The 18,193-nt window shown below is 73.4% G+C and carries 17 protein-coding genes; 5 read left to right on the top strand and 12 right to left on the bottom strand.

Annotated elements, in window-relative coordinates; translation table 11 throughout:
- Nucleotides 1–184: 184 nt before the first annotated feature.
- On the top strand, nt 185–1,732 hold the full coding sequence (locus AB0D94_RS36195; RefSeq protein WP_362061621.1) for an alpha/beta hydrolase: 1,548 nt from the start codon (nt 185–187) through the stop codon (nt 1,730–1,732).
- 79 nt (nt 1,733–1,811) lie between these two features.
- Here AB0D94_RS36195 and moeZ read toward each other — a convergent pair whose 3' ends face one another.
- The 12 genes from moeZ to AB0D94_RS36135 form a co-directional block, all read right to left on the bottom strand.
- Nucleotides 1,812–2,990: an adenylyltransferase/sulfurtransferase MoeZ gene (gene moeZ / locus AB0D94_RS36190; protein WP_362061618.1), complete on the bottom strand. Its 1,179-nt coding sequence runs from the start codon at nt 2,988–2,990 to the stop codon at nt 1,812–1,814.
- Nucleotides 2,991–3,071: 81 nt separating this feature from the next.
- The gene (locus tag AB0D94_RS36185; RefSeq protein WP_362061615.1) at nt 3,072–3,836 is read right to left on the bottom strand and encodes a spherulation-specific family 4 protein; all 765 of its coding nucleotides are present in this window, start codon (nt 3,834–3,836) and stop codon (nt 3,072–3,074) included.
- The gene (locus AB0D94_RS36180; protein ID WP_362061612.1) at nt 3,824–4,834 is read right to left on the bottom strand and encodes an NAD-dependent epimerase/dehydratase; all 1,011 of its coding nucleotides are present in this window, start codon (nt 4,832–4,834) and stop codon (nt 3,824–3,826) included. The genes AB0D94_RS36185 and AB0D94_RS36180 overlap by 13 nt, the downstream gene beginning before the upstream one ends.
- 150 nt (nt 4,835–4,984) lie before the next feature.
- On the bottom strand, nt 4,985–5,917 hold the full coding sequence (locus AB0D94_RS36175; RefSeq protein ID WP_362061609.1) for a hypothetical protein: 933 nt from the start codon (nt 5,915–5,917) through the stop codon (nt 4,985–4,987).
- Entirely contained in the window at nt 5,914–7,515 is a 1,602-nt protein-coding gene (gene pelF, locus AB0D94_RS36170; protein ID WP_362061606.1) for a GT4 family glycosyltransferase PelF, read from the bottom strand. Before pelF ends, AB0D94_RS36175 begins: the two co-directional genes overlap by 4 nt.
- Nucleotides 7,516–7,886: 371 nt before the next feature.
- A complete protein-coding gene (locus AB0D94_RS36165; protein WP_362061603.1) occupies nt 7,887–9,680 on the bottom strand; it encodes an ABC transporter ATP-binding protein in 1,794 nt (597 codons plus the stop codon).
- A complete protein-coding gene (locus AB0D94_RS36160) occupies nt 9,677–10,669 on the bottom strand; it encodes an ABC transporter permease (RefSeq protein ID WP_362061600.1) in 993 nt (330 codons plus the stop codon). The genes AB0D94_RS36165 and AB0D94_RS36160 overlap by 4 nt, the downstream gene beginning before the upstream one ends.
- Nucleotides 10,666–11,658: an ABC transporter permease gene (locus tag AB0D94_RS36155; RefSeq protein ID WP_362061597.1), complete on the bottom strand. Its 993-nt coding sequence runs from the start codon at nt 11,656–11,658 to the stop codon at nt 10,666–10,668. Before AB0D94_RS36155 ends, AB0D94_RS36160 begins: the two co-directional genes overlap by 4 nt.
- Nucleotides 11,655–13,406: an ABC transporter substrate-binding protein gene (locus AB0D94_RS36150; protein ID WP_362061594.1), complete on the bottom strand. Its 1,752-nt coding sequence runs from the start codon at nt 13,404–13,406 to the stop codon at nt 11,655–11,657. Before AB0D94_RS36150 ends, AB0D94_RS36155 begins: the two co-directional genes overlap by 4 nt.
- Before the next feature lie 166 nt (nt 13,407–13,572).
- Nucleotides 13,573–13,668, bottom strand: a complete 96-nt coding sequence (locus tag AB0D94_RS36145) for an Ms4533A family Cys-rich leader peptide (protein ID WP_324617527.1) — start codon at nt 13,666–13,668, stop codon at nt 13,573–13,575.
- Nucleotides 13,669–13,725: 57 nt separating this feature from the next.
- Nucleotides 13,726–15,159 (bottom strand): DUF3152 domain-containing protein, encoded by a 1,434-nt coding sequence (locus AB0D94_RS36140; RefSeq protein WP_362061590.1) that lies wholly within the window; start codon nt 15,157–15,159, stop codon nt 13,726–13,728.
- Between the two features lie 5 nt (nt 15,160–15,164).
- A complete protein-coding gene (locus tag AB0D94_RS36135) occupies nt 15,165–16,160 on the bottom strand; it encodes an alpha/beta hydrolase (protein WP_362061587.1) in 996 nt (331 codons plus the stop codon).
- Between the two features lie 131 nt (nt 16,161–16,291).
- On the opposite strand from AB0D94_RS36135, the gene AB0D94_RS36130 reads away from it, so the two are divergent.
- From AB0D94_RS36130 to AB0D94_RS36115, 4 genes are all read left to right on the top strand, one after another.
- Nucleotides 16,292–16,507 carry a hypothetical protein gene (locus AB0D94_RS36130; protein WP_362061584.1) on the top strand — a complete coding sequence of 72 codons (216 nt, stop codon included), beginning with the start codon at nt 16,292–16,294 and terminating at the stop codon, nt 16,505–16,507.
- A gap of 147 nt (nt 16,508–16,654) precedes the next feature.
- Entirely contained in the window at nt 16,655–17,293 is a 639-nt protein-coding gene (locus AB0D94_RS36125; protein WP_362061581.1) for a TetR/AcrR family transcriptional regulator, read from the top strand.
- Between the two features lie 167 nt (nt 17,294–17,460).
- The gene (locus AB0D94_RS36120) at nt 17,461–17,688 is read left to right on the top strand and encodes a DUF3107 domain-containing protein (RefSeq protein ID WP_031146311.1); all 228 of its coding nucleotides are present in this window, start codon (nt 17,461–17,463) and stop codon (nt 17,686–17,688) included.
- Nucleotides 17,689–17,820: 132 nt separating this feature from the next.
- Nucleotides 17,821–18,123, top strand: a complete 303-nt coding sequence (locus AB0D94_RS36115) for a hypothetical protein (protein WP_362061577.1) — start codon at nt 17,821–17,823, stop codon at nt 18,121–18,123.
- Nucleotides 18,124–18,193: the final 70 nt, after the last annotated feature.

Genomic DNA, 18,193 nt, shown 5'->3' with positions numbered 1-18,193 from the left:
ACATCCCGTACGCTCCCGCCGGAGATCGCCGATTCCGAGTCTGTGATGGCGCTCATCGAGCGGGGCAAGGCCGAGGGGCAGATCGCCGGCGAGGCTGAGTTGTGCTCCGGCGCAGCCGGGGGTGGGGGGACCCGTTCGGGTCAGCGCAGGGGCGGCGGCGGCGAACCCCGCACAGGATGGGGACATGCCGAGAAACGCCTGGCGGGTCACCGCCTCCGCCGCGCTCGCCGCCGCCCTGCTCGCCACCAGCGCCTGCTCCGGCGAGGGCGAGGAGGACAGAACGAAGGGCGGCGGCACCGCGGGGGCCAAGCCCCTCAAGTGGGGCGAGTGCCCGGCCCCGACGGCCCTGGAGGGTGGCGGACCGGCCCCGGGCAAGGACTGGCAGTGCGCCACGCTCGACGTCCCCCTCGACTACGCGAAACCCGAGGGGGAGACCGTACCGATCGCGCTGATCCGCGCAAAGGCCCGTAAGAAGGACCAGCGCATCGGCTCCCTCCTCTTCAACTTCGGCGGCCCCGGCGGCTCCGGCATCACCACCCTCCCCGGCGCCGCCAAGGAGTACGAGGCCCTGCGCGCCCGGTACGACCTGGTGAGCTTCGACCCGCGCGGGGTGGGCCGCAGCGCGCCCGTCCGCTGCGAGGACGACAAGCAGCTGGACGCGTACTACGCCCAGGACTCCTCGCCCGAGACCCCGCAGGAGGAGAGTGCCTTCGTCGACAACATCCGCACCTACCAGCGGGCCTGCGAGAAGAACTCGGCCAAGCTCCTGCCCCACGTCGGCACCGAGAACGCCGCCCGCGACATGGACCGCATCCGCCAGGCCCTCGGCGACGAGAAGCTCCACTACTTCGGGATCTCCTACGGCACCGAACTCGGCGGGGTCTACGCCCACCTCTTCCCGAAGAACGTCGGCCGGGCCGTCTTCGACGCCGTCGTGGACCCGACCGCGACCTCCGAGCAGGGGGCGCTGGGCCAGGCCAAGGGCTTCCAGCTCGCGCTCGGCAACTTCGCGCAGGACTGCCTGGACCGCGGCGACTCCTGCCTGCTCCAGGGCAGCACCGTCAAGGAGATCGAGGCGAACGTCATGAAGCTCCAGAAGGACCTGGAGGCGCGGCCGATCGCGGGCATCGGGGACCGGCAGCTCACCGAGAGCGCCGCGACCAACGGCATCGCCCAGGCCCTGTACTCCAAGGAGCTGTGGCCACTGCTCGAACAGGGGCTGGACGAGGCGGAGGGCGGGCAGGGACAACTGCTGCTCGCGCTGTCCGACGCGCTCAACGGCCGCGACCAGCAGGGGCACTACAGCAACATCGGGGCGGCCAACACGGCCATCAACTGCGCCGACTCCAAGGAGCGTTACACCCTGGCCCAGACCAAGGCCAAGCTCCCGGCGTTCCGTTCGGCCTCACCCGTCTTCGGGAACTTCCTCGGCTGGGCGATGATGGGCTGCACCGACTGGCCCGTCCCGGGCGCCTGGGACACCCCGGACGTGTCCGCCCCGGGCGCCGCCCCGATCCTGGTGATCGGCAACACCGGCGACCCGGCGACCCCGTACGAGGGCGCCCGCAAGATGGTGGAGCGGCTCGGTCCGGGCGTCGGCGTGGAGCTCACGTACAAGGGCGAGGGGCACGGCGCGTACAACAGCGGCGACCCGTGCGTGCAGAAGGCGGTGAACTCCTACCTGCTGGACGGGAAGGTGCCGGCGGCGGGCACGGTCTGCACGGCGGCCTAGCGGGAGCCTCGCCGCACGCCGAAGGGGCCGTACCTCGACTGCGAGGTACGGCCCCTTCGGGCGGCTGCTAGTACACCGACTAGTACACCGGCTTGTGCGGCTCGATCTGGTGGACCCAGCCGATCACGCCGCCGCCGACGTGCACGGCGTCGGAGAAGCCCGCGGACTTCAGGACCGCGAGGACTTCCGCACTGCGGACACCCGTCTTGCAGTGCAGGACGATCCGCTTGTCCTGGGGCATGTCCTGGAGGGCGGTGCCCATGAGGAACTCGCCCTTGGGGATCAGCTTCGCGCCGGGGATCGAGACGATCTCGTACTCGTTGATCTCGCGGACGTCGATGATCTCGATGTTCTCGCCGTCGTCGATCCACTCCTTGAGCTGCTTGGGAGTGATCGTCGAGCCGGCGGCCGCCTCCTGGGCCTCTTCCGACACGACGCCGCAGAAGGCCTCGTAGTCGATGAGCTCGGTGACGGTCGCGTTCGGACCGCAGACCGCGCAGTCGGGGTCCTTGCGGACCTTGACCTGGCGGTACTGCATCTCCAGGGCGTCGTAGATCATCAGGCGGCCGACCAGCGGCTCGCCGACGCCCGTGAGGACCTTGATGGCCTCGGTGACCTGGATGGACCCGATGGACGCGCAGAGCACGCCCAGTACGCCGCCCTCGGCGCAGCTCGGGACCATGCCCGGCGGCGGGGGCTCCGGGTACAGGCACCGGTAGCACGGGCCGTGCTCGGACCAGAAGACCGAGGCCTGGCCGTCGAAGCGGTAGATCGAACCCCACACGTACGGCTTGTTCAGCAGTACGCAGGCGTCGTTGACCAGGTAGCGCGTGGCGAAGTTGTCCGTGCCGTCGACGATGAGGTCGTACTGGCTGAAGATCTCCATCACGTTCTCGGCTTCGAGCCGCTCTTCGTGAAGGACCACGTTCACGTACGGGTTGATGCCCAGCACGCTGTCACGGGCCGACTCGGCCTTGGAACGGCCGATGTCCGCCTGGCTGTGGATGATCTGGCGCTGCAGGTTCGACTCGTCGACCTCGTCGAACTCGACGATGCCCAGCGTGCCGACGCCGGCCGCGGCCAGGTACATGAGGGCGGGCGAGCCGAGCCCGCCGGCGCCCACGGCGAGCACCTTGGCGTTCTTCAGGCGCTTCTGGCCGTCCATCCCGACATCCGGGATGATCAGGTGCCGCGAGTACCGGCGGACCTCGTCAACGGTGAGCTCTGCGGCTGGCTCAACCAAGGGTGGCAGCGACACGGGGACTCCAGCGGGTCATCCCCGCGGAAGCGGGGAGCATTCAAAGGGTTGTTCTGTCCCGTAACACTGCCACGGCCCACTTCATTCCAAGACACCCGTCCCGATCCGCGAGACGATTTCGTCCCAGTACCCGGGCATCGAGGCCCAGGGGTCCCGGTCCCCCGCTCCCCGCCGGTCCGTGAACCATACGGTGCCCGCACCCTGCCAGCGGGCGATCCGGACGGCCTCCTCCAGATGGGTCCGGGGCACTCCGTGGACGAGGTGGCAGAACAGCTCCGCCGGGTGGTCGGCCGTCCACTCCGCCACCTGCGACCAGCGGTAGTCGGCCCAGGCGCCGGCGAAGGTGACCAGCTGATCGGCGGTTTCGGCATAGCCCTCGTAGGGGTGGGTGCCGTGCCCGAGCACGATCCGCAGCCCGTCGCCGAGGCCCCGCAGGGTGTCGACGACCCGGCGCACCGCCGCGAGCTCTCCTTTGCCGGCCGGGGCGCCGGCCAGGTAGAAGCCGCCCACCCCGTACCAGTCCCGGAAGCGGTGGGCGTCGGAGATCAGCTCGCCGAAGGACCGTTCGCCGTCTCGCATCGCGAGATGGCCGAGCAGCCGGTGGCCACCGCCGCCGGCGTTCCGGAGCCGGGCGGCCACCTCCGAGCAGTGCGGGTCGGGGCGGCCGCCCGGGCCGTCCGTGACATTGAGCACGGCCCAGTGCAGCGGGGTGCCCGGGCGGGTCAGCTCGGCCCATTCGACGGGGGCGAGCAGCGGGTGCGCATAGCCGGGGACCCCCAGGCCAGGGCGGCCGGCGCCGGTCGCGGCGGCCGCCGTGGCCCCCGGCGGGGTGGTCAGATGCGGCATGCCGCCTCCATCCAGATGTCCGCGAGGGACTCCTCCAGGTTGATCCGGGGCCGCCAGCCGAGCCGGTCCCGGGCGGTGCGGACGTCGGCCTGCTGCCAGGCTCCGCAGCCGTCGGGGTAGGGGTGGGGCTGCGGGGCCGAGCCGGCGAGCTGCTCGGACGTGGCCTCGCTGCGGGGCGATCCGATGGCGGCGAGACCCGCCGGGCGGCCGGGGTGCAGGTGCGGCTGCGGGACTCCGCCGTGCGGTACGTCGAGCTCGTGCAGGGCGCCTCCGTACCCGGCGACCCGCGCCAGCACTGCGGCGGCGTCACGCAGCCGGACCGCGCGGCCGGTGCCGATGTTGACGACGCCCTGGGCGGCGGAGAGCGAGGCGGCGTGCACGGCCCGCGCCACGTCCCGTACGTCCACGAAGTCGCGCTGGACCCCGAGCCCGCTGAGCTTGAGCTCCCCGTCGCCGGACTGCATCGCGCGGCGCATGGCCTCGGCGAGCCGGCCGAGCGGGGATCCGGCGGGGGTGCCGGGGCCGACGGGCGAGAAGATCCGCAGGACGACGGCGTCGAGCCCGGAGCCCAGCACCAGCTCGGTCGCGGCCAGCTTGCTGACGCCGTACGGTCCGCCGGGTCTCGGGACGGCGTCCTCGGCCGTGGAGGATCCGGGCTGGCTGGGGCCGTACTCGGCGGCGCAGCCGAGCTGGACCAGCCGGGCCCCGCAGCCGCTGCGGCGCAGCGATTCGCAGATGGTGGCCACGGCGACGGTGTTGTGCCGGGTGAGTTCCCGGGCCCCGCCGCGGGTGGCGCCGGCGCAGTTGATGACGACGCCCGGGTGAACGGCGTCGAGGAACCGGGTGAGCGCGCCGGGGCTGCCGGTGGCGAGGTCGAAGCGGACGTCGGCGTCGTCGCCGCGGCCGAGCGCGGTGAGCTGGACGGCGGGGTCGGCGAGCAGCCGGTCCGCGACGTAGCGGCCGAGGTATCCGTTGGCTCCGATCAGCAGCACCCTCATCGCGTGACCCCTTGTTCGGTTGGCTGGCCGGTCATGTCCTGGTTCTCCTTGCGGGTGGGTGGATGGGGCGGGGTACGGGTACGGCGCTCCGGCGTCGGCTCCGAAGGGCGTGGCGGTGGTCCGGGGGACGTGGGGACGTCGGGGGGGACGTCAGGGACGGGCGTGCGAGGAGGCGCGGGACAGGGCGGGCACCGCCTGTACGAGGAGCAGCGCGACGGCGGCGACGGCCGCCGCCGGGGCGGGGACGAGGGCGAGCGCCAGGGCCGCCGCGACGGGCCCGCGGTGCGCGCCGTGCCGGAGCAGCAGCCGGGTCAGGAACAGCAGCAGGGCGAGCGGTACGGCGACGGTGAGGGGCGCGCCGGCGAGTACGGCCGCCCCGGCGGCGGCCGCGGTGAAGCCCAGGACGGCCCCGGCCAGCAGGGGCCGGGCCCCGGCCGCGAACTCCTCCAGGGCCCGGCTGGCGGCGAGCCGGTGCCGGGCGCGGGTGGCGAAGGCGGCGGCGGCCAGGTGCCCGGGGGCAACGGCCAGGGCGAGACCGACGGCGAGGGCGGTGCCGTACCGGTACGTGGCCCAGCCGACCGCGCCCGCGGCGAGCAGGTGCACGAGCCAGGGGAAACGGCCCCCCGCGGCCCGCCCGGGCCACACCAGGGCGGCGACCGTGACGAGCGCGGCGGCGGGGCCCGCGAAGGGCATCCCGGCGGCGGCCGCGCCCAGCGCGAGGGCTCCGGGCAGCAGCGCGCAGCCGAAGCCCCGCAGGGCCCGGGGGCCGCTGGTCACCTCGGCCGGGAGCAGCCGCGCGGGGCCGGCCGGGGCCTCGGCGCGGGCGGACCGGGCGTACAGCTCCTCGGCGAGGGAGAAGACGTCCCGGTGCCGGAAGCGGGCGGCGGTGCGGTCGGTGATCCCGTGGGCTTCCAGTCCGGCGGCGATCTCCAGGGGGTCCACGGCCCGTTCGCACAGGGCGCGGTGCCGGTGGAGCAGCGCCTTGACGGGATCCCCGGCGGCCCGGCGGCGGGCGGCGGCCGGGGCCGGGGCGCCCGTGGTGGCGGGGGCGGTGGTGGTGGGGGCGGCTTCTTCGACGGTCATACCGATGCCTCCGAGGTGGGGACCGGAGCCCAGGTTGGGGTGGTCCAGTGGCCCGGGACCCGGGCCTCCGGGGGCTGGGCGAAGGGGATCTCCCCGTCCGGCCGGGCGGATCCGCGGGCGAGCAGGCCGAGGTAGATGTCCTGGAACGCGGCCACGTTCTGCTCGACGGTGAACAGCTCCAGGGCCCGCGCCCGGGCCGCCGCGCCGAGCCGCCGGGCCCGTTCGGGATCCCGCAGCAGTGACAGGCAGGCGTCGGCGAGCGCCCGCGGATTGCGCGGGGGGACGACCAGCCCGGTGCCGCCGATGACCTCGCGCACCGCGCCCACGTCGGTGGAGACGGTGGCCCGGCCGCAGAACATCGCCTCGGCCAGGGTGAGGGGGAAGCCCTCGATCACGGAGGAGAGCACGACGACCTGCCCGGCGGCGTGGGCCTCGGCCGAGGTGGGGGCGTCGGGTCCGCCGAGCTCCTCGAAGGTGACGGGGTTCTCCCCGGCGGTGACGGCGTCGGCGGCCTCGTCCGGGAAGAGCTGCGCGGCCAGCGAGCGGCAGTCGGCGAGGTATCCCGGCTCGGCCTCCTTCGCGAAGATCCGCAGCCGGGTGCCCGGTTCGGCCCTGCGGACCTCGGCGAAGGCGTGCAGCAGGCCGATCAGGTCCTTGGCCGGCTCTATCCGGCCGACCCACACCAGGGTGTCGGGGTCCCCGCCGTCCTCGGCCTCCCCGATCGTGGCGAATCGGTCCGCCTCCATGCCCGGGTAGACCGTCCGCAGCCGCTCCCGGGGGGCCCCGCACCGCTCCTGCCAGCGCCGGGAGTGCGCGTTGCCGGGGGTCAGGAGGTCGGCCTGGGCGTAGATCTCGCCGGCCAGCCTGCCGTGGAAGGCCGCCAGCAGGGCCCGCAGGGCGGGGCGGGCGTCCGGGCCGCGCTCGTCGTCGGCCCGGCCGAGGTAGTGGGCCCGCAGCTGGACCCCGTACTCGGTGACCAGCAGGGGCACCCCGAAGAAGCGTTTGGCCAGCAGTCCGGGGAGGGCCGCCACCCCGCCCGCCGTCGCGTGGCAGACGTCGACCGCGCCGAGACCGCCGCGCTCCTCGTACCAGTCGAGGGACAACGGCCGCAGCACCCGCTCCAGTTCGTCGACGAACTCCAGCAGGTCGGGTACCCGTACGGCCTGTACGGCGCGGCTCGCGCCCGGGGCCCGGCAGGCGGACTCCACCGCGCGCACCGCGGCCTCGGAGCGCAGCGCCGCGTACAGGCCGCCCTGTTCCCAGGCGAGACCGGCGAGCCCGTACAGCCCGGCGGCGAAGGGCCCGGCCTCACCCGTGCAGATCCCCTGGACCAGTTCCCTGAAACAGCCGGCGAACCGCCGCCGTTCGCGCCGGGAGTACGTCCGCCCGTCGTCGGCCGGGGCCCAGAGGGGGGCCGTGCGGACCCGGGTGACGTGCTCGGGCAGCGGGACCCGGGTGCGCTCCTGCTCGGCGCTGCGGCTCAGCGCGTAGAGCTCGAACTCGTGCTGCGGGAGCCCGCGCACGAGCCGGTCGCACCACAGCCTCGCCTCTCCCGTCGCATACGGATAACCACCTTCCGTGAGCAGTCCGATCCGCACGAGTGGCACCCCCGATCTCCCGTCCAGGCGGTCGCCGTCGGTCCGGCGACCCGCCGCGGAAGAACTCAAGCGGATATGCCGAAGGCGCGACGGACGGTTGTCCGTCGCGCCACCGGAAGGGGTGAAGAGTCGTAACTTTCCCGTACGGTTCGCGTTCGAGCACGCTAGTAACGGGGAATGGCGGCCCTCCCCGCCGACGGATCCGCTAGGTCCTGTCCGGGCGATCTTCGTGGATCAGCCCGCGTCGTCTGGTGCGGTGCATCGCAAGGCGGAGGATCGCAGCTCGTACTTGGCCGTACTCGCGCGGTCCGACAACGCGGCGAGGCGCCGTGCCAGGCGGCGCGGGCCCGCGAAGATCGCCCGGACAGGGCCTAGGCGAGGACCTCCTGCCGGGAGGCGCGGCGTCCGGCGGCCAGCCGGGGGTCCAGCACCGGGACGGCGGCCAGCAGTTGCCGGGTGTACGGGTGGGCCGGCCGGCCGTAGACCTCGTCCACCGGGCCCTCCTCCACGATCTCCCCGCCCCGCATCACGGCGACCCGGTCACTGACCTGCCGGACCACCGCCAGGTCGTGCGCGATGAAGACGAGGGCGATGCCCAGCTCGCGCTGGAGCTCCGCCAGCAAGGCGGTGACCTGCGCCTGGGTGGTCACGTCCAGGGCGGACACGGGCTCGTCGCAGACGATCAGCCGGGGCCGGGGTGCCAGGGCCCGCGCGATGCCGACGCGCTGGCGCTGGCCGCCGCTGAACTCGTGCGGGTAGCGGTCGTAGTGCGCGGCCTCCAGCCCGACGCGGACCAGCAGCTCACCGACCCGGGCCCGGATCGCGCGCTCGTCGCGTTCCCCGGCCGCGCGCAGCGGGTCGGCGATGGATTCGCCGACGGAGCGGCGCGGGTTGAGGGAGCAGACCGGGTCCTGGAACACCATCTGCACGCCGTCCGCGATCCCGGTGACCTCGACGCCCTGGTGCCGGACCTGCCCGGAGCCGGGCTCCAGCAGTCCCACGAGCATCCGCCCGAGGGTGCTCTTGCCGGAACCGCTCTCGCCGACGATCCCGAGTGTCTCCCCGGCGTACACGGCGAGCGACACCCCGGCCACGGCCACCACCCGCCGCCCGCCCCGCCCGAACTCCCTCCGCAGGGCAAAGGCCTCGACAACAGGCAAACCCCGATCCAGCCCCAGTGGCGGCAAGTCCAGCTCCACCGGCGGCAATTCCAGCCCCGCCGGCGTTTGAGGCGCGGGGTCCGGGGCGGAGCCCCGATCTTTGAGCCCCGCCGGCGTTTGAGGCGCGGGGCCCGGGGCGGAGCCCCGATCTTTGAGCCCCGCCGGCGATCGAGGCGCGGGTCCGGGCAGAGCCCGGGAGACCCGCGGCGCGTCAAGCCTCGGCACGGCCCCCAGCAGCGCCCGCGTATACGGCTCGGCCGGCGCCGAGAGAACCGCACCCACCGCCCCCCACTCCACGGCGCAGCCACCCCGCATGACCAGCAGCTCGTCCACACTCTCCGCCGCCACCCCCACGTCGTGCGTGACCAGGAGCAGCCCGAGCCCGCGCTCCTCGCGCAGACCGTGCAGCAGGTCCATGATCTGGGCCTGGACGGTGACGTCCAGCGCGGTGGTGGGCTCGTCGGCGATGAGCAGCCGCGGCTCGCAGGCCAGGGCCATCGCGATGAGGGCCCGCTGGCGCATGCCTCCGCTGAACTCGTGCGGCCGCGCGCGCGAACGGCGTACCGCGTCCGGGATGCCCACCCGCTCCAGCACCTCGACGGCCCGTGCCCGCGCGGCCCGCCGGGAGACGTCCGCGTGGATCCGGTGGACCTCGGCGATCTGGTCGCCGACGGCGTAGTACGGGTCGAGGGAGCTGAGCGGGTCCTGGAAGACCATGGCGGCCGTGCCGCCCCGCAGGACGCGCAGCTCGTGCGGGGAGGCCGAGGCCACGTCGGTGCCGCCGACCCGGACGGTGCCCTCCAGCCGGGCGCCCGTCCCGCGGTGCAGGCCCAGCAGGGCGGCGGCGACGGTGGACTTTCCGCTGCCCGACTCGCCCACGATGCCCAGGGCTCGCCCTGGTTCCAGGGTGAAGGAGACCCCGTCCACGGCCCGTACGCGCTCTCCCGCTCCCCCGACCGGGAAGTCGACGACGAGGTCGCGCACTTCCACCAACGGCTGCGTCATACGAGGGCCACCCTCCGGTCCGCTACGGCGTACAACAGGTCGGCGACGGCGCCCGCGAGGACCACGGCCGCACCGATGGCCAGGACGACGCCCACCACGACGGGCAGGTCCACGACCCGCACCCCGTCGATCAGCGTCTTGCCGAGGCCGGGGATCCCGAACAGGGACTCCGTCAGCACCGCGCCGCCGATCATCGTCCCGAAGTCCACGGCGCTGAGCGCGATCACGGGTGCCACCGCCCCTCGCACCGCGTGCCGGGTGACGACGGACCGCTCGGAGACCCCGTAGGCGCGGAAGGTCCTGATGTGGTCCTCGGCGAGCGTCTCCAGGGTGGAACTGCGGGTGATCCGGGCGTACTTGGCGCTTTCGAACAGGCCGAGGGTCAGCCAGGGCAGCAGCAGGTTCCAGGCCCACTGCTCGGGGTCCTCGCCGAGGGGCACGTAGGTCGGGAAGGGCAACCACTGGAGGTAGGCGCAGACGGTCATGAGCAGGAGCAGGCCCAGGATGAAGACGGGGGTGCCGGTGCCGGCCAGCGTGAGGACGGTCAGGGCCCGTTCGGTGAAGCCGCCGCGGCGCAGCGCGGACAGCAGTCCGGTGCCGACGCCGACCACCAGCCAGACGACCAGCGCGCCGAGCGCCAGCGAGAGGGTGGCGGGCAGCCGGTCCAGGATCAGGTCGGTGACCTGCTGGTCGTTCTGGTACGAGAACCCGAGGCAGGGGGCGTCGCAGTGCACTACGACTCCGGCGCCGCCGGAGTGGTCCCGGCCGAGCAGCAGCCCTTGGAGGAAGTGCAGGTATTGGGCCACCGCGGAGTCGTTCAGTCCGAGCTGCTCGCGCACCTGGGCGATCTGCGCCGGGTTGCAGCGCTCCCCGCAGGCGAGGCGGGCGGGGTCGCCGGGGGCGAGGTAGAAGAGGGCGTAGACGAGGACGGACAGGGCGAGCAGCACGAGCAGTGCGCCGCCGGTCCGTTTGAGTACGAAGCGGGTCATGCGCCGCGCTCCTTTCCGGTGCCGACCCGCAGGCGGGAGCCTTCGCGCGGGTCCAGGGCCGTGCGGACGGCGTCGCCGAGCACGGTGAAGGCGAGCACGGTGACGAAGAGCAGCCCGGCGGGGAGCAGCACGTAGGCGGGGTCGGCGCGGAACCAGGTCTGGGCGCTGGACAGCATCTGCCCCCAGGAGGGGGTGGGCGGTTTGACGCCGACCCCGAGGAAGGACAGCGAGGCCTCGGCCACCATGGCGGTGGGGACCTTGATCGCGGCGAGGGTGATGACGGGCGCGGCCAGTGAGGGCAGCAGTTCGCGGCGGGCGATCCGCAGCGTGCCGTTGCCGGAGAGCCGGGCGGCGTCGACGAAGTCCAGGTCGCGCAGGGCGAGGGTCTGGGCGCGCACCATCCGGGCGGTGCCGCCCCAGTCGAGCAGCCCGATGATCAGGATCAGCAGCAGCGGCCGGGGGAAGTCGGGCGGGACGACCGCGGTGAGGGCGATGCCGATCACCAGCATGGGCAGCGCGATCATCACGTCGGTGAACCGGCCGATGAGCTGGCTGACGAAGCGGTTGCCGAGGGCCGCGGCGAGTCCGACGGCCACGCCGACGGCGATCTGTACGGCGGTGGCGCCGACGGCGACGAGCAGGGAGATCCGCGCACCGTAGAGGAGCCGGATGAACAGGTCGCGGCCGGTGCCCGGTTCGACGCCGAGCCAGTGGTCGGCGGAGATCCCGCCGAGGGAGCCGATCGGTACGCCGCCGCGTGCGGAGTCCACGAGGTCGTCGTGGTAGGCGGCCGGGTCCTGGCCGGTGAGCTGGGAGATCAGTGGGGCGGCGAGGGCGAGGACGACGAGCAGCGCGAGGACGGCGGCGGCCGCGAGGGCCGCTGGACGGCGGCGCAGCCGTTGCCGGACCCGGCGCGCGGTGCCCGCGCCCGGGGCGGCGGCCCCGGGCGCGGGAACCGGCCGGCCGGGCCGGTCGATGAGCACGCTCACTTGACGGAGACCTGCGAGATGTCGAGGACGCCGGTCCAGTCGCTGATGACGACGTTCTTGACGTCCTTGCCGACGAGCCGCTTGTAGACCGGGTGGAAGAGCGGCACGGCGAGGGCCTGCTCGCCGATCTTCTTGTCGAGGGCGCCCCAGCGCTTGCCGGCCGCCGCGAGGTCGGTCAGCTTGGCGATCTCGTCGATCTCGGCGTTCACGGCCGGGTCGTCGAGCTGCGCGTGGTTGTAGTTGGAGCCGTTGGCCACGATCTGCCGGCCGTCGAAGATCGGTGCGAGGAAGGGGCCGCCGGACGGCCAGTCGGCGCCCCAGCGGGAAAGGAAGAAGCCGGGGGTGTTCTCGGCGTCCCAGCGGCGCTCGTTGAAGGCGTTGTTCTCCAGGCCCTCCAGCTTGACGGTGATCCCGGCGGCGGCGAGCGCCTGCTGGACGGCGGTGGCGACCTCGGGGCTGGTCTGCCGGTTCTGGGCGGTGGAGTGGGTGAGGGTGATGGTGAGGCCGTCGGGGAAGCCGGCCTCCTTCAGCAGTTCCTTCGCCTTGGCCGGGTCGCCGGACCTGCCCGCGGGGAAGTGGTCGTAGGGCGCGAAGCCGAAGGCCTCGCGTTCGGGGAGGAAGGTGGTGGCGGGCTCGGCCAGCGCGGAGCCGCCGGCCGCGTTGATCACGCTGGTGCGGTTGATGGCGTAGGAGACGGCCTGGCGGACCTTCGGGTTGTCGAAGGGGGCCACCTTCGGGTTGAAGGCCAGGTAGTTGACGTAGCCGAAGTGCCCGGTGCCGACGCGTCCCTCCAGCTCCTTGTTGCTGCCGATCTGGGCGAGCTCGGCGGGCCCCAGGTTGGTGTCGGTGGTGATGGCGGCGGAGTCGGGACCGGAGCTGGTGGTGAGGCGCTGGTTGATGACCGCGGAGTCGAGGCCGGAGCGGACGTCGATCTTGTCCGGGTAGGCCTTGCGCTCCTCGTCGGTCTTCGGGTCCCAGTGCTCGTTGCGTTCCAGGGTGAGGGTCTCTCCGTCGTTCTCGTTCTTGACGACCTTGTACGGGCCGGAGGAGACGGGGTGCTCCTCGTACGTGGCTCCGGTGTCCTTGGCCTTGGGGACGGGGGCGAACTGCGTCTGGGTGGCGACGAAGGGGAACTCGCCCTCGGGCTTGCGCAGCTTGAAGACGATCGTCTTCGGGTCGGGCACGACGATCGAGTCGAGGCCCTTGCCGCCGTCCTTGTACGGGCCCTCGTACGACTCCCCGCCGACGAGCCAGTCCCGCAGGTAGGGGGCGCCGCCCGACAGCTCGGCGGCGAAGGACCGCTCGATGCCGTACTTGATGTCGGCGCTGGTGATCGGGGAGCCGTCCTCGTACTTCAGCCCGTCCTTGAGGGTGTACGTCCACTCCGTGGCGTCGGCGTTGGGCTTGCCGGTGTCGGTGGCGAGGTCGGGGACGACCTTGGCCCCGGCTGCGCCGTCCTCGCGGTTGCGGGTGGTCAGCGTGCGGAAGACCAGCGAGGGAACGTTTCCGCCGCCCGAGGTGTAGAGCCGGGCCGGGTCGAAGTCGCTCTGCGGCTCGGAGTTGAGGACGGTGAGGGTGCCGCCGCTCTGCGGGGCGGCCCCGGCGGCGCCCGGCCTGTCACCGGCGCCCGCCCTGTCCGCGCCGTCCTTGGGCCCGCAGGCCGCGGCGCCCCCGGCCAGGACGAGGCTGACGGCGATCGCGGCCACGCGGCGCGCTGTGTGGGGGCTGGCTGGTCCGAAGGACGGCATGGGGAAGGAACCTCTCGGCGTGAAGGTAAGGATGGAAGAGGCCACGCCAGGGCAGCGGTCGACGCCGGAAGTGGGGCGTCAGGAAAGAAAGGACCGCGCCTGCGGGCGTGCGTACACCCGGGCGCGGCGAAGACGGGAAAGAGGTCGCGACGCGGACGGGCCGGGGTCAGCGACAGAAGATGTCGGCCACGCTGTGCGCGGTCACACCAAGCAGCGCCAGCTCAATGGCGGCGCTCGCGATCATGGTGTGGTGCTGCGACATGCGGAGAACCATGGCCGATGATCGGACGGATTGTCAACGCGCCCAGCTGCCGGACCGTCAACTGCCCGGGTACACCCAGGGGTTGGGCTTGCAGCGGATGCCGTCCACATCGAGGGACTTCGTCTGCTGCTGCATGATCGGCGCGAGCGAGCCCGGGGTGCGGCAGCTCACGTGGCCGTGTCCGAGCCGGTGCCCGACCTCGTGGTTGATGAGCATCTGCCGGTACGCGAACATCTGGTCCGGGCCGTACGTCGGCGAGCCCTGCGCCCAGCGGAAGGCGTTGATCATCACGCGGTCGGTGGCGGCGGAGTCGCAGGAGACGTTGTCCACGGTGGTGTCCAGCCCGGACTTGGCGCACCAGGTCCCGGTGGTGCCGGGGCTGGCGAGGGTGATGACGAAGTCGGTCTCGCCGCCCGGGACCCGCTCGAAGGTCTTGGTGCCGCCGTGGCCCCAGCTGCGCGGGTCGTTGAGGGTGCGGTGGACGGCCTCGGCGAACAGCTGCGGGTCCAGGCCCAAGCCCTGCTCGACGTCGACCCGGTAGCGGACGACCTTCCCCTTGCCGGGCGCCTGGGCCACGCCGGGGACGGTGTCGAAGGTGCCCGGGCCGGTGAGCTTGGCGTCGATGGGCAACTGCTGGGCCATCTTCTGCTCGTACGACAGCTCCGGTGCGGGCGGGGCCGCGGACGGCTCCGCGGACGGGCTCGCGACCTGGCCCCCGGACACGTCCGGCGTCGGGCGGCCGTCGGAGCGGGAGGCGGCGCCGGCGTCGGCGCGTGCCCGGCCGTCGTCGGGGGAGGCGAGCGCGCCGGCCTTGCCGATGTCGCTCTCGGAGGCGACCTGGACGGCGACCACGACCGCGAGCACGGTGGTGACGGCCGCGGCGGCCATGCCGGTGTACGTACGCACCTTCGCGCCCCGGCCGGAGCCGGACCGCTCCTCGGCGTGATCCACGGCATCGGCGACGCGCTCGGCGGGCACGGCGGGCGCGTCCCGGACGGGTTTGCGCGGCCCGGGCACCCGGCGGTGCGAGCCGGTGGAGGTGAGCGGGTCGGCGGCCGGGAAGACCGGAGCGGACGGAGCGGTGGGTGGGGGGGCCGGGAAGGACGGGGCGGCCACGGCGGCCGCCGCCGGGGTCCCGTCGCGCGGGACGCCGTGCCAGTCGCCGTAGACGGAGCCGGGCCCGGCTCCCCAGACATCGCCGGGCTCGTACTGCTCGTACGGCTCGGGGTGCCCGCCGGGCCGCTCCTCGGGCCAGGGGTAGGTCTGGGGCACGTAGCCCTGGTGGGTGACGGTCGGTTCGGCGTGGCCCCGCCCGAGCGGTTCCCCGTACGGGCCCGCCGGGCCCCCGAACAGGCTGCCCGGCTCCTCGTACGGGTCCGGCCACGGCTCGTACCGGCCCAGCGGGTCCTCGTAGGGAACCGGGGCGGGCTCCGCGGGTGCCGGGGCGGGCGCGGCGGGAGCGGGCGGGGCCTTGCGACTGTGTCGTCCCACGGTCCTCAGCCTCTGCCGTCTTCGGTATCTCGGTCGGTGTCCGCCGCGGCGGTGTCCCGCAGCAGGTCCCGGAACGCCCCGGCCACCACCTCGGGGTACTCCATCATCGCCACGTGCCCGGCCTCGGGCAGACACAGCAGCCGCGAGCCCCGGTAGGCGGCGGCGGCCTTGTGCGCCATACGGTACGAGACCAGCTGGTCCCGGCCACCGTAGACCAGCAGGGCCGGGGCGAGCACCCGCTGCGCCTGGCGCCACAGTCCGTGCTGGCCACCGAGGGTGTAGGCGTCGACGATGCCGCGCGAGGTACGGGTCATCGCCTCCCAGAAGTACGGCAGGCCCATCCGCCGCTCCATCTCCTCCACCGCCAGCCGGAAGCCCTCCGGCGTCACCCGCGCGGGGTCTCCGTAACAGAGGCCCAGCACCCCGCGGGTGCGCTGCTCGGCGGTCAGGCCGCGCGTGAGGCGGCCGAAGAGGGCGGCCATCCCCGGCACGGCGAGCAGGGCGGTCGGCACCGCCGACTTCTGCACGCGCAGCTCGGGCAGGGCGGGCGAGACCAGGGTCAGGGTGCGCACCAGGTCGGGGCGCACGGCCGCGACGCGGGTGGAGACGGCGCCTCCGAGGGAGTTGCCGAAGAGGTGGACGGGGCCGCGGTCGGCCGCGTCGAGATGGCGGATGACGGCGCGGGCGAGCGCGGTGACCGAGTAGTCCCCGTCGGCGGGCGGCGGGGACCAGCCGAAGCCGGGCAGGTCGACGGCCTCGCCGTCGACGGTGTCGGCCAGCTGCGCCATGAGCGCCGACCAGTTCTGCGAGGAGCCGCCGAGTCCGTGCACGAACAGGGCGGGCGGCAGGCCGGTACGCGTCGGGAGCCGGTCCCGGACGGCGAGCTCCAGCCCGGGCAGCACGGCGGTGCGCAACCGCTCTCCTTCGGCCACCCGGACGGCTCCCACCAGGGAGGCAGGCTCGGCGGTGGACCGTACACCCGGCAGCTCGGTCGAAGACATGCGGGCAATGTTACGAGACGATCACGCGCCTCTCCTTGTGTTCGCGGTCACAGACGCATGCCGATCCGCCTCGCGGGGTATCCGCGAGGCTCCTAGGCTCGTAGTGAGCAAAAGGAAGCGAGGGGAGCGCCATGACTGTCGACCCTGCGGAGCCGGACACCTTCCGGGAGGGCGAGCCGGAGGTCCTCGACCCCGAGGCGCCCGAGGCGGACGTGGCGGAGCAGCGGGCGGATCTGCGCCCCGACGAGGACGACCCGGTCACCGGCCCGGACCGGGGCGAGGCCAACGACGGCGACGCCGCCGAGCAGGCACGGGTGGTGCCGCTGGACGAGGACGACTACCGCTGACCGACCGCTGACCAGCGCCTCCAGGGGCCGGTGGCACGTCCGTACCGCGAGAAAACTCGGCTTGAACCCTCCAGATTCGGTTACCGAAAAGTACGATGGCGGCGCGGCGCAGAGCGCACTGTGTTCTTAGAGAAAGTGGGAGGCGGCGTGACAGCCATCGAGCAGACCGAAGCAGCGCGTCCGCGGGGCACGCGACTGCCGCGCCGAGCCCGACGGAACCAGCTCCTGGGCGCGGCCCAGGAGGTTTTCGTCGCGCAGGGTTACCACGCTGCCGCGATGGACGACATCGCCGAGCGCGCCGGGGTCAGCAAGCCGGTGCTGTACCAGCACTTCCCCGGCAAGCTCGACCTGTACCTGGCACTGCTGGACCAGCACTGCGAGGCACTGCTGCTGGCCGTGCGCACCGCGCTGGCGTCGACGACCGACAACAAGCTGCGCGTGGCCGCCACGATGGACGCCTACTTCGCGTACGTGGAGGACGAGGGCGGCGCCTTCCGGCTGGTCTTCGAGTCCGACCTGACGAACGAGCCCGCCGTGCGCGAGCGCGTGGACCGGGTCTCGCTCCAGTGCGCCGAGGCCATCTCCGACGTCATCGCCGAGGACACCGGCCTGTCCAAGGACGAGTCGATGCTGCTGGCCGTGGGCCTGGGCGGGGTCTCGCAGGTCGTGGCCCGCTACTGGCTGTCCAGCGAGAGCCCGGTCGCCCGTGACACCGCGGTCGGCCTGCTGACCTCGCTCGCCTGGCGCGGCATCGCCGGCTTCCCGCTGCACGGCACGGAGGCCTGACGCCTGGTCCTGGCTCGTGGCGCCCGGCGCCCGCGGGTAGCCGACCGGTGTCCGGTGTTCGCTGCCAGCGTGTCCGCTCTGCGCGGTCCGCGTCCCCTCTCCGGGCTAATGTGGACCGCGTACGGCGCGGCTGATCGCGCGAAACGGACCGTCGGAGGGACAAAGCCGTGGAGGTCAAGATCGGCGTGCAGCACGCACCCCGGGAGATCGTGCTGGAGAGCGACCTGAGCGCCGAGGAGCTGGAGGGCATCGTCGCCGCCGCGCTGTCCGGCACGGCGCCGCTGCTCAGCCTCACCGACGTCAAGGGCCGCAAGGTCCTGGTGCCGTCCGACCGCCTGTCGTACGTCGACCTGGGCGAGCCGACCGCACGCAAGGTCGGTTTCGGCGCACTCTGACGCGACGGCACCTGACGTGCCGAGAAGTGTCCGAAACGGCCCGGTGGTTGATTCCACCGGGCCGTTTCCCGTTCTTCCGCTTCGGGTAGGACGGCAGTGACTTGGTTTGCCCCGACGTGTGGGAGGGACCTCATGCTGCTGATGGAAGCGCTCGGCTCTGCTCTGCTGGGCCTCGCCCTGTCCGCGACGGCAGCGCGCGTGTTCGCACGCCGGCTGCCCTCCCTGAGAGTGGTGCTGGTCAGCGGGGTACTTGGGGCGCTGTTCGGGGCGTACCTCACGCACTTCGCGCTGGGCCCCGGACACAACACCCTGACTGCGACCTTCGTCGGCGGTCTGCTGGTGTCGGCAGTGGTCCTGTCCCTGCTGCTGCGGCCGGGCGCCGGTCCCCGCAGGCCCTCGCACAGGCCTCCGTTTTCGCTCCCCTCCCGGGGCTGACCCCTGACGCAGACGTACGGCGGCCCCCGGGGGCGGCGCTGGGCGCCCGGGCGCGCGGGGCGCTGGCGGG

Source organism: Streptomyces sp. NPDC048255 (genome assembly GCF_040652415.1).
GTDB lineage: Bacteria > Actinomycetota > Actinomycetes > Streptomycetales > Streptomycetaceae > Streptomyces.
Note: the sequence above shows the minus strand (reverse complement) of the source record. Positions and strands in the feature narration are given on the sequence as shown.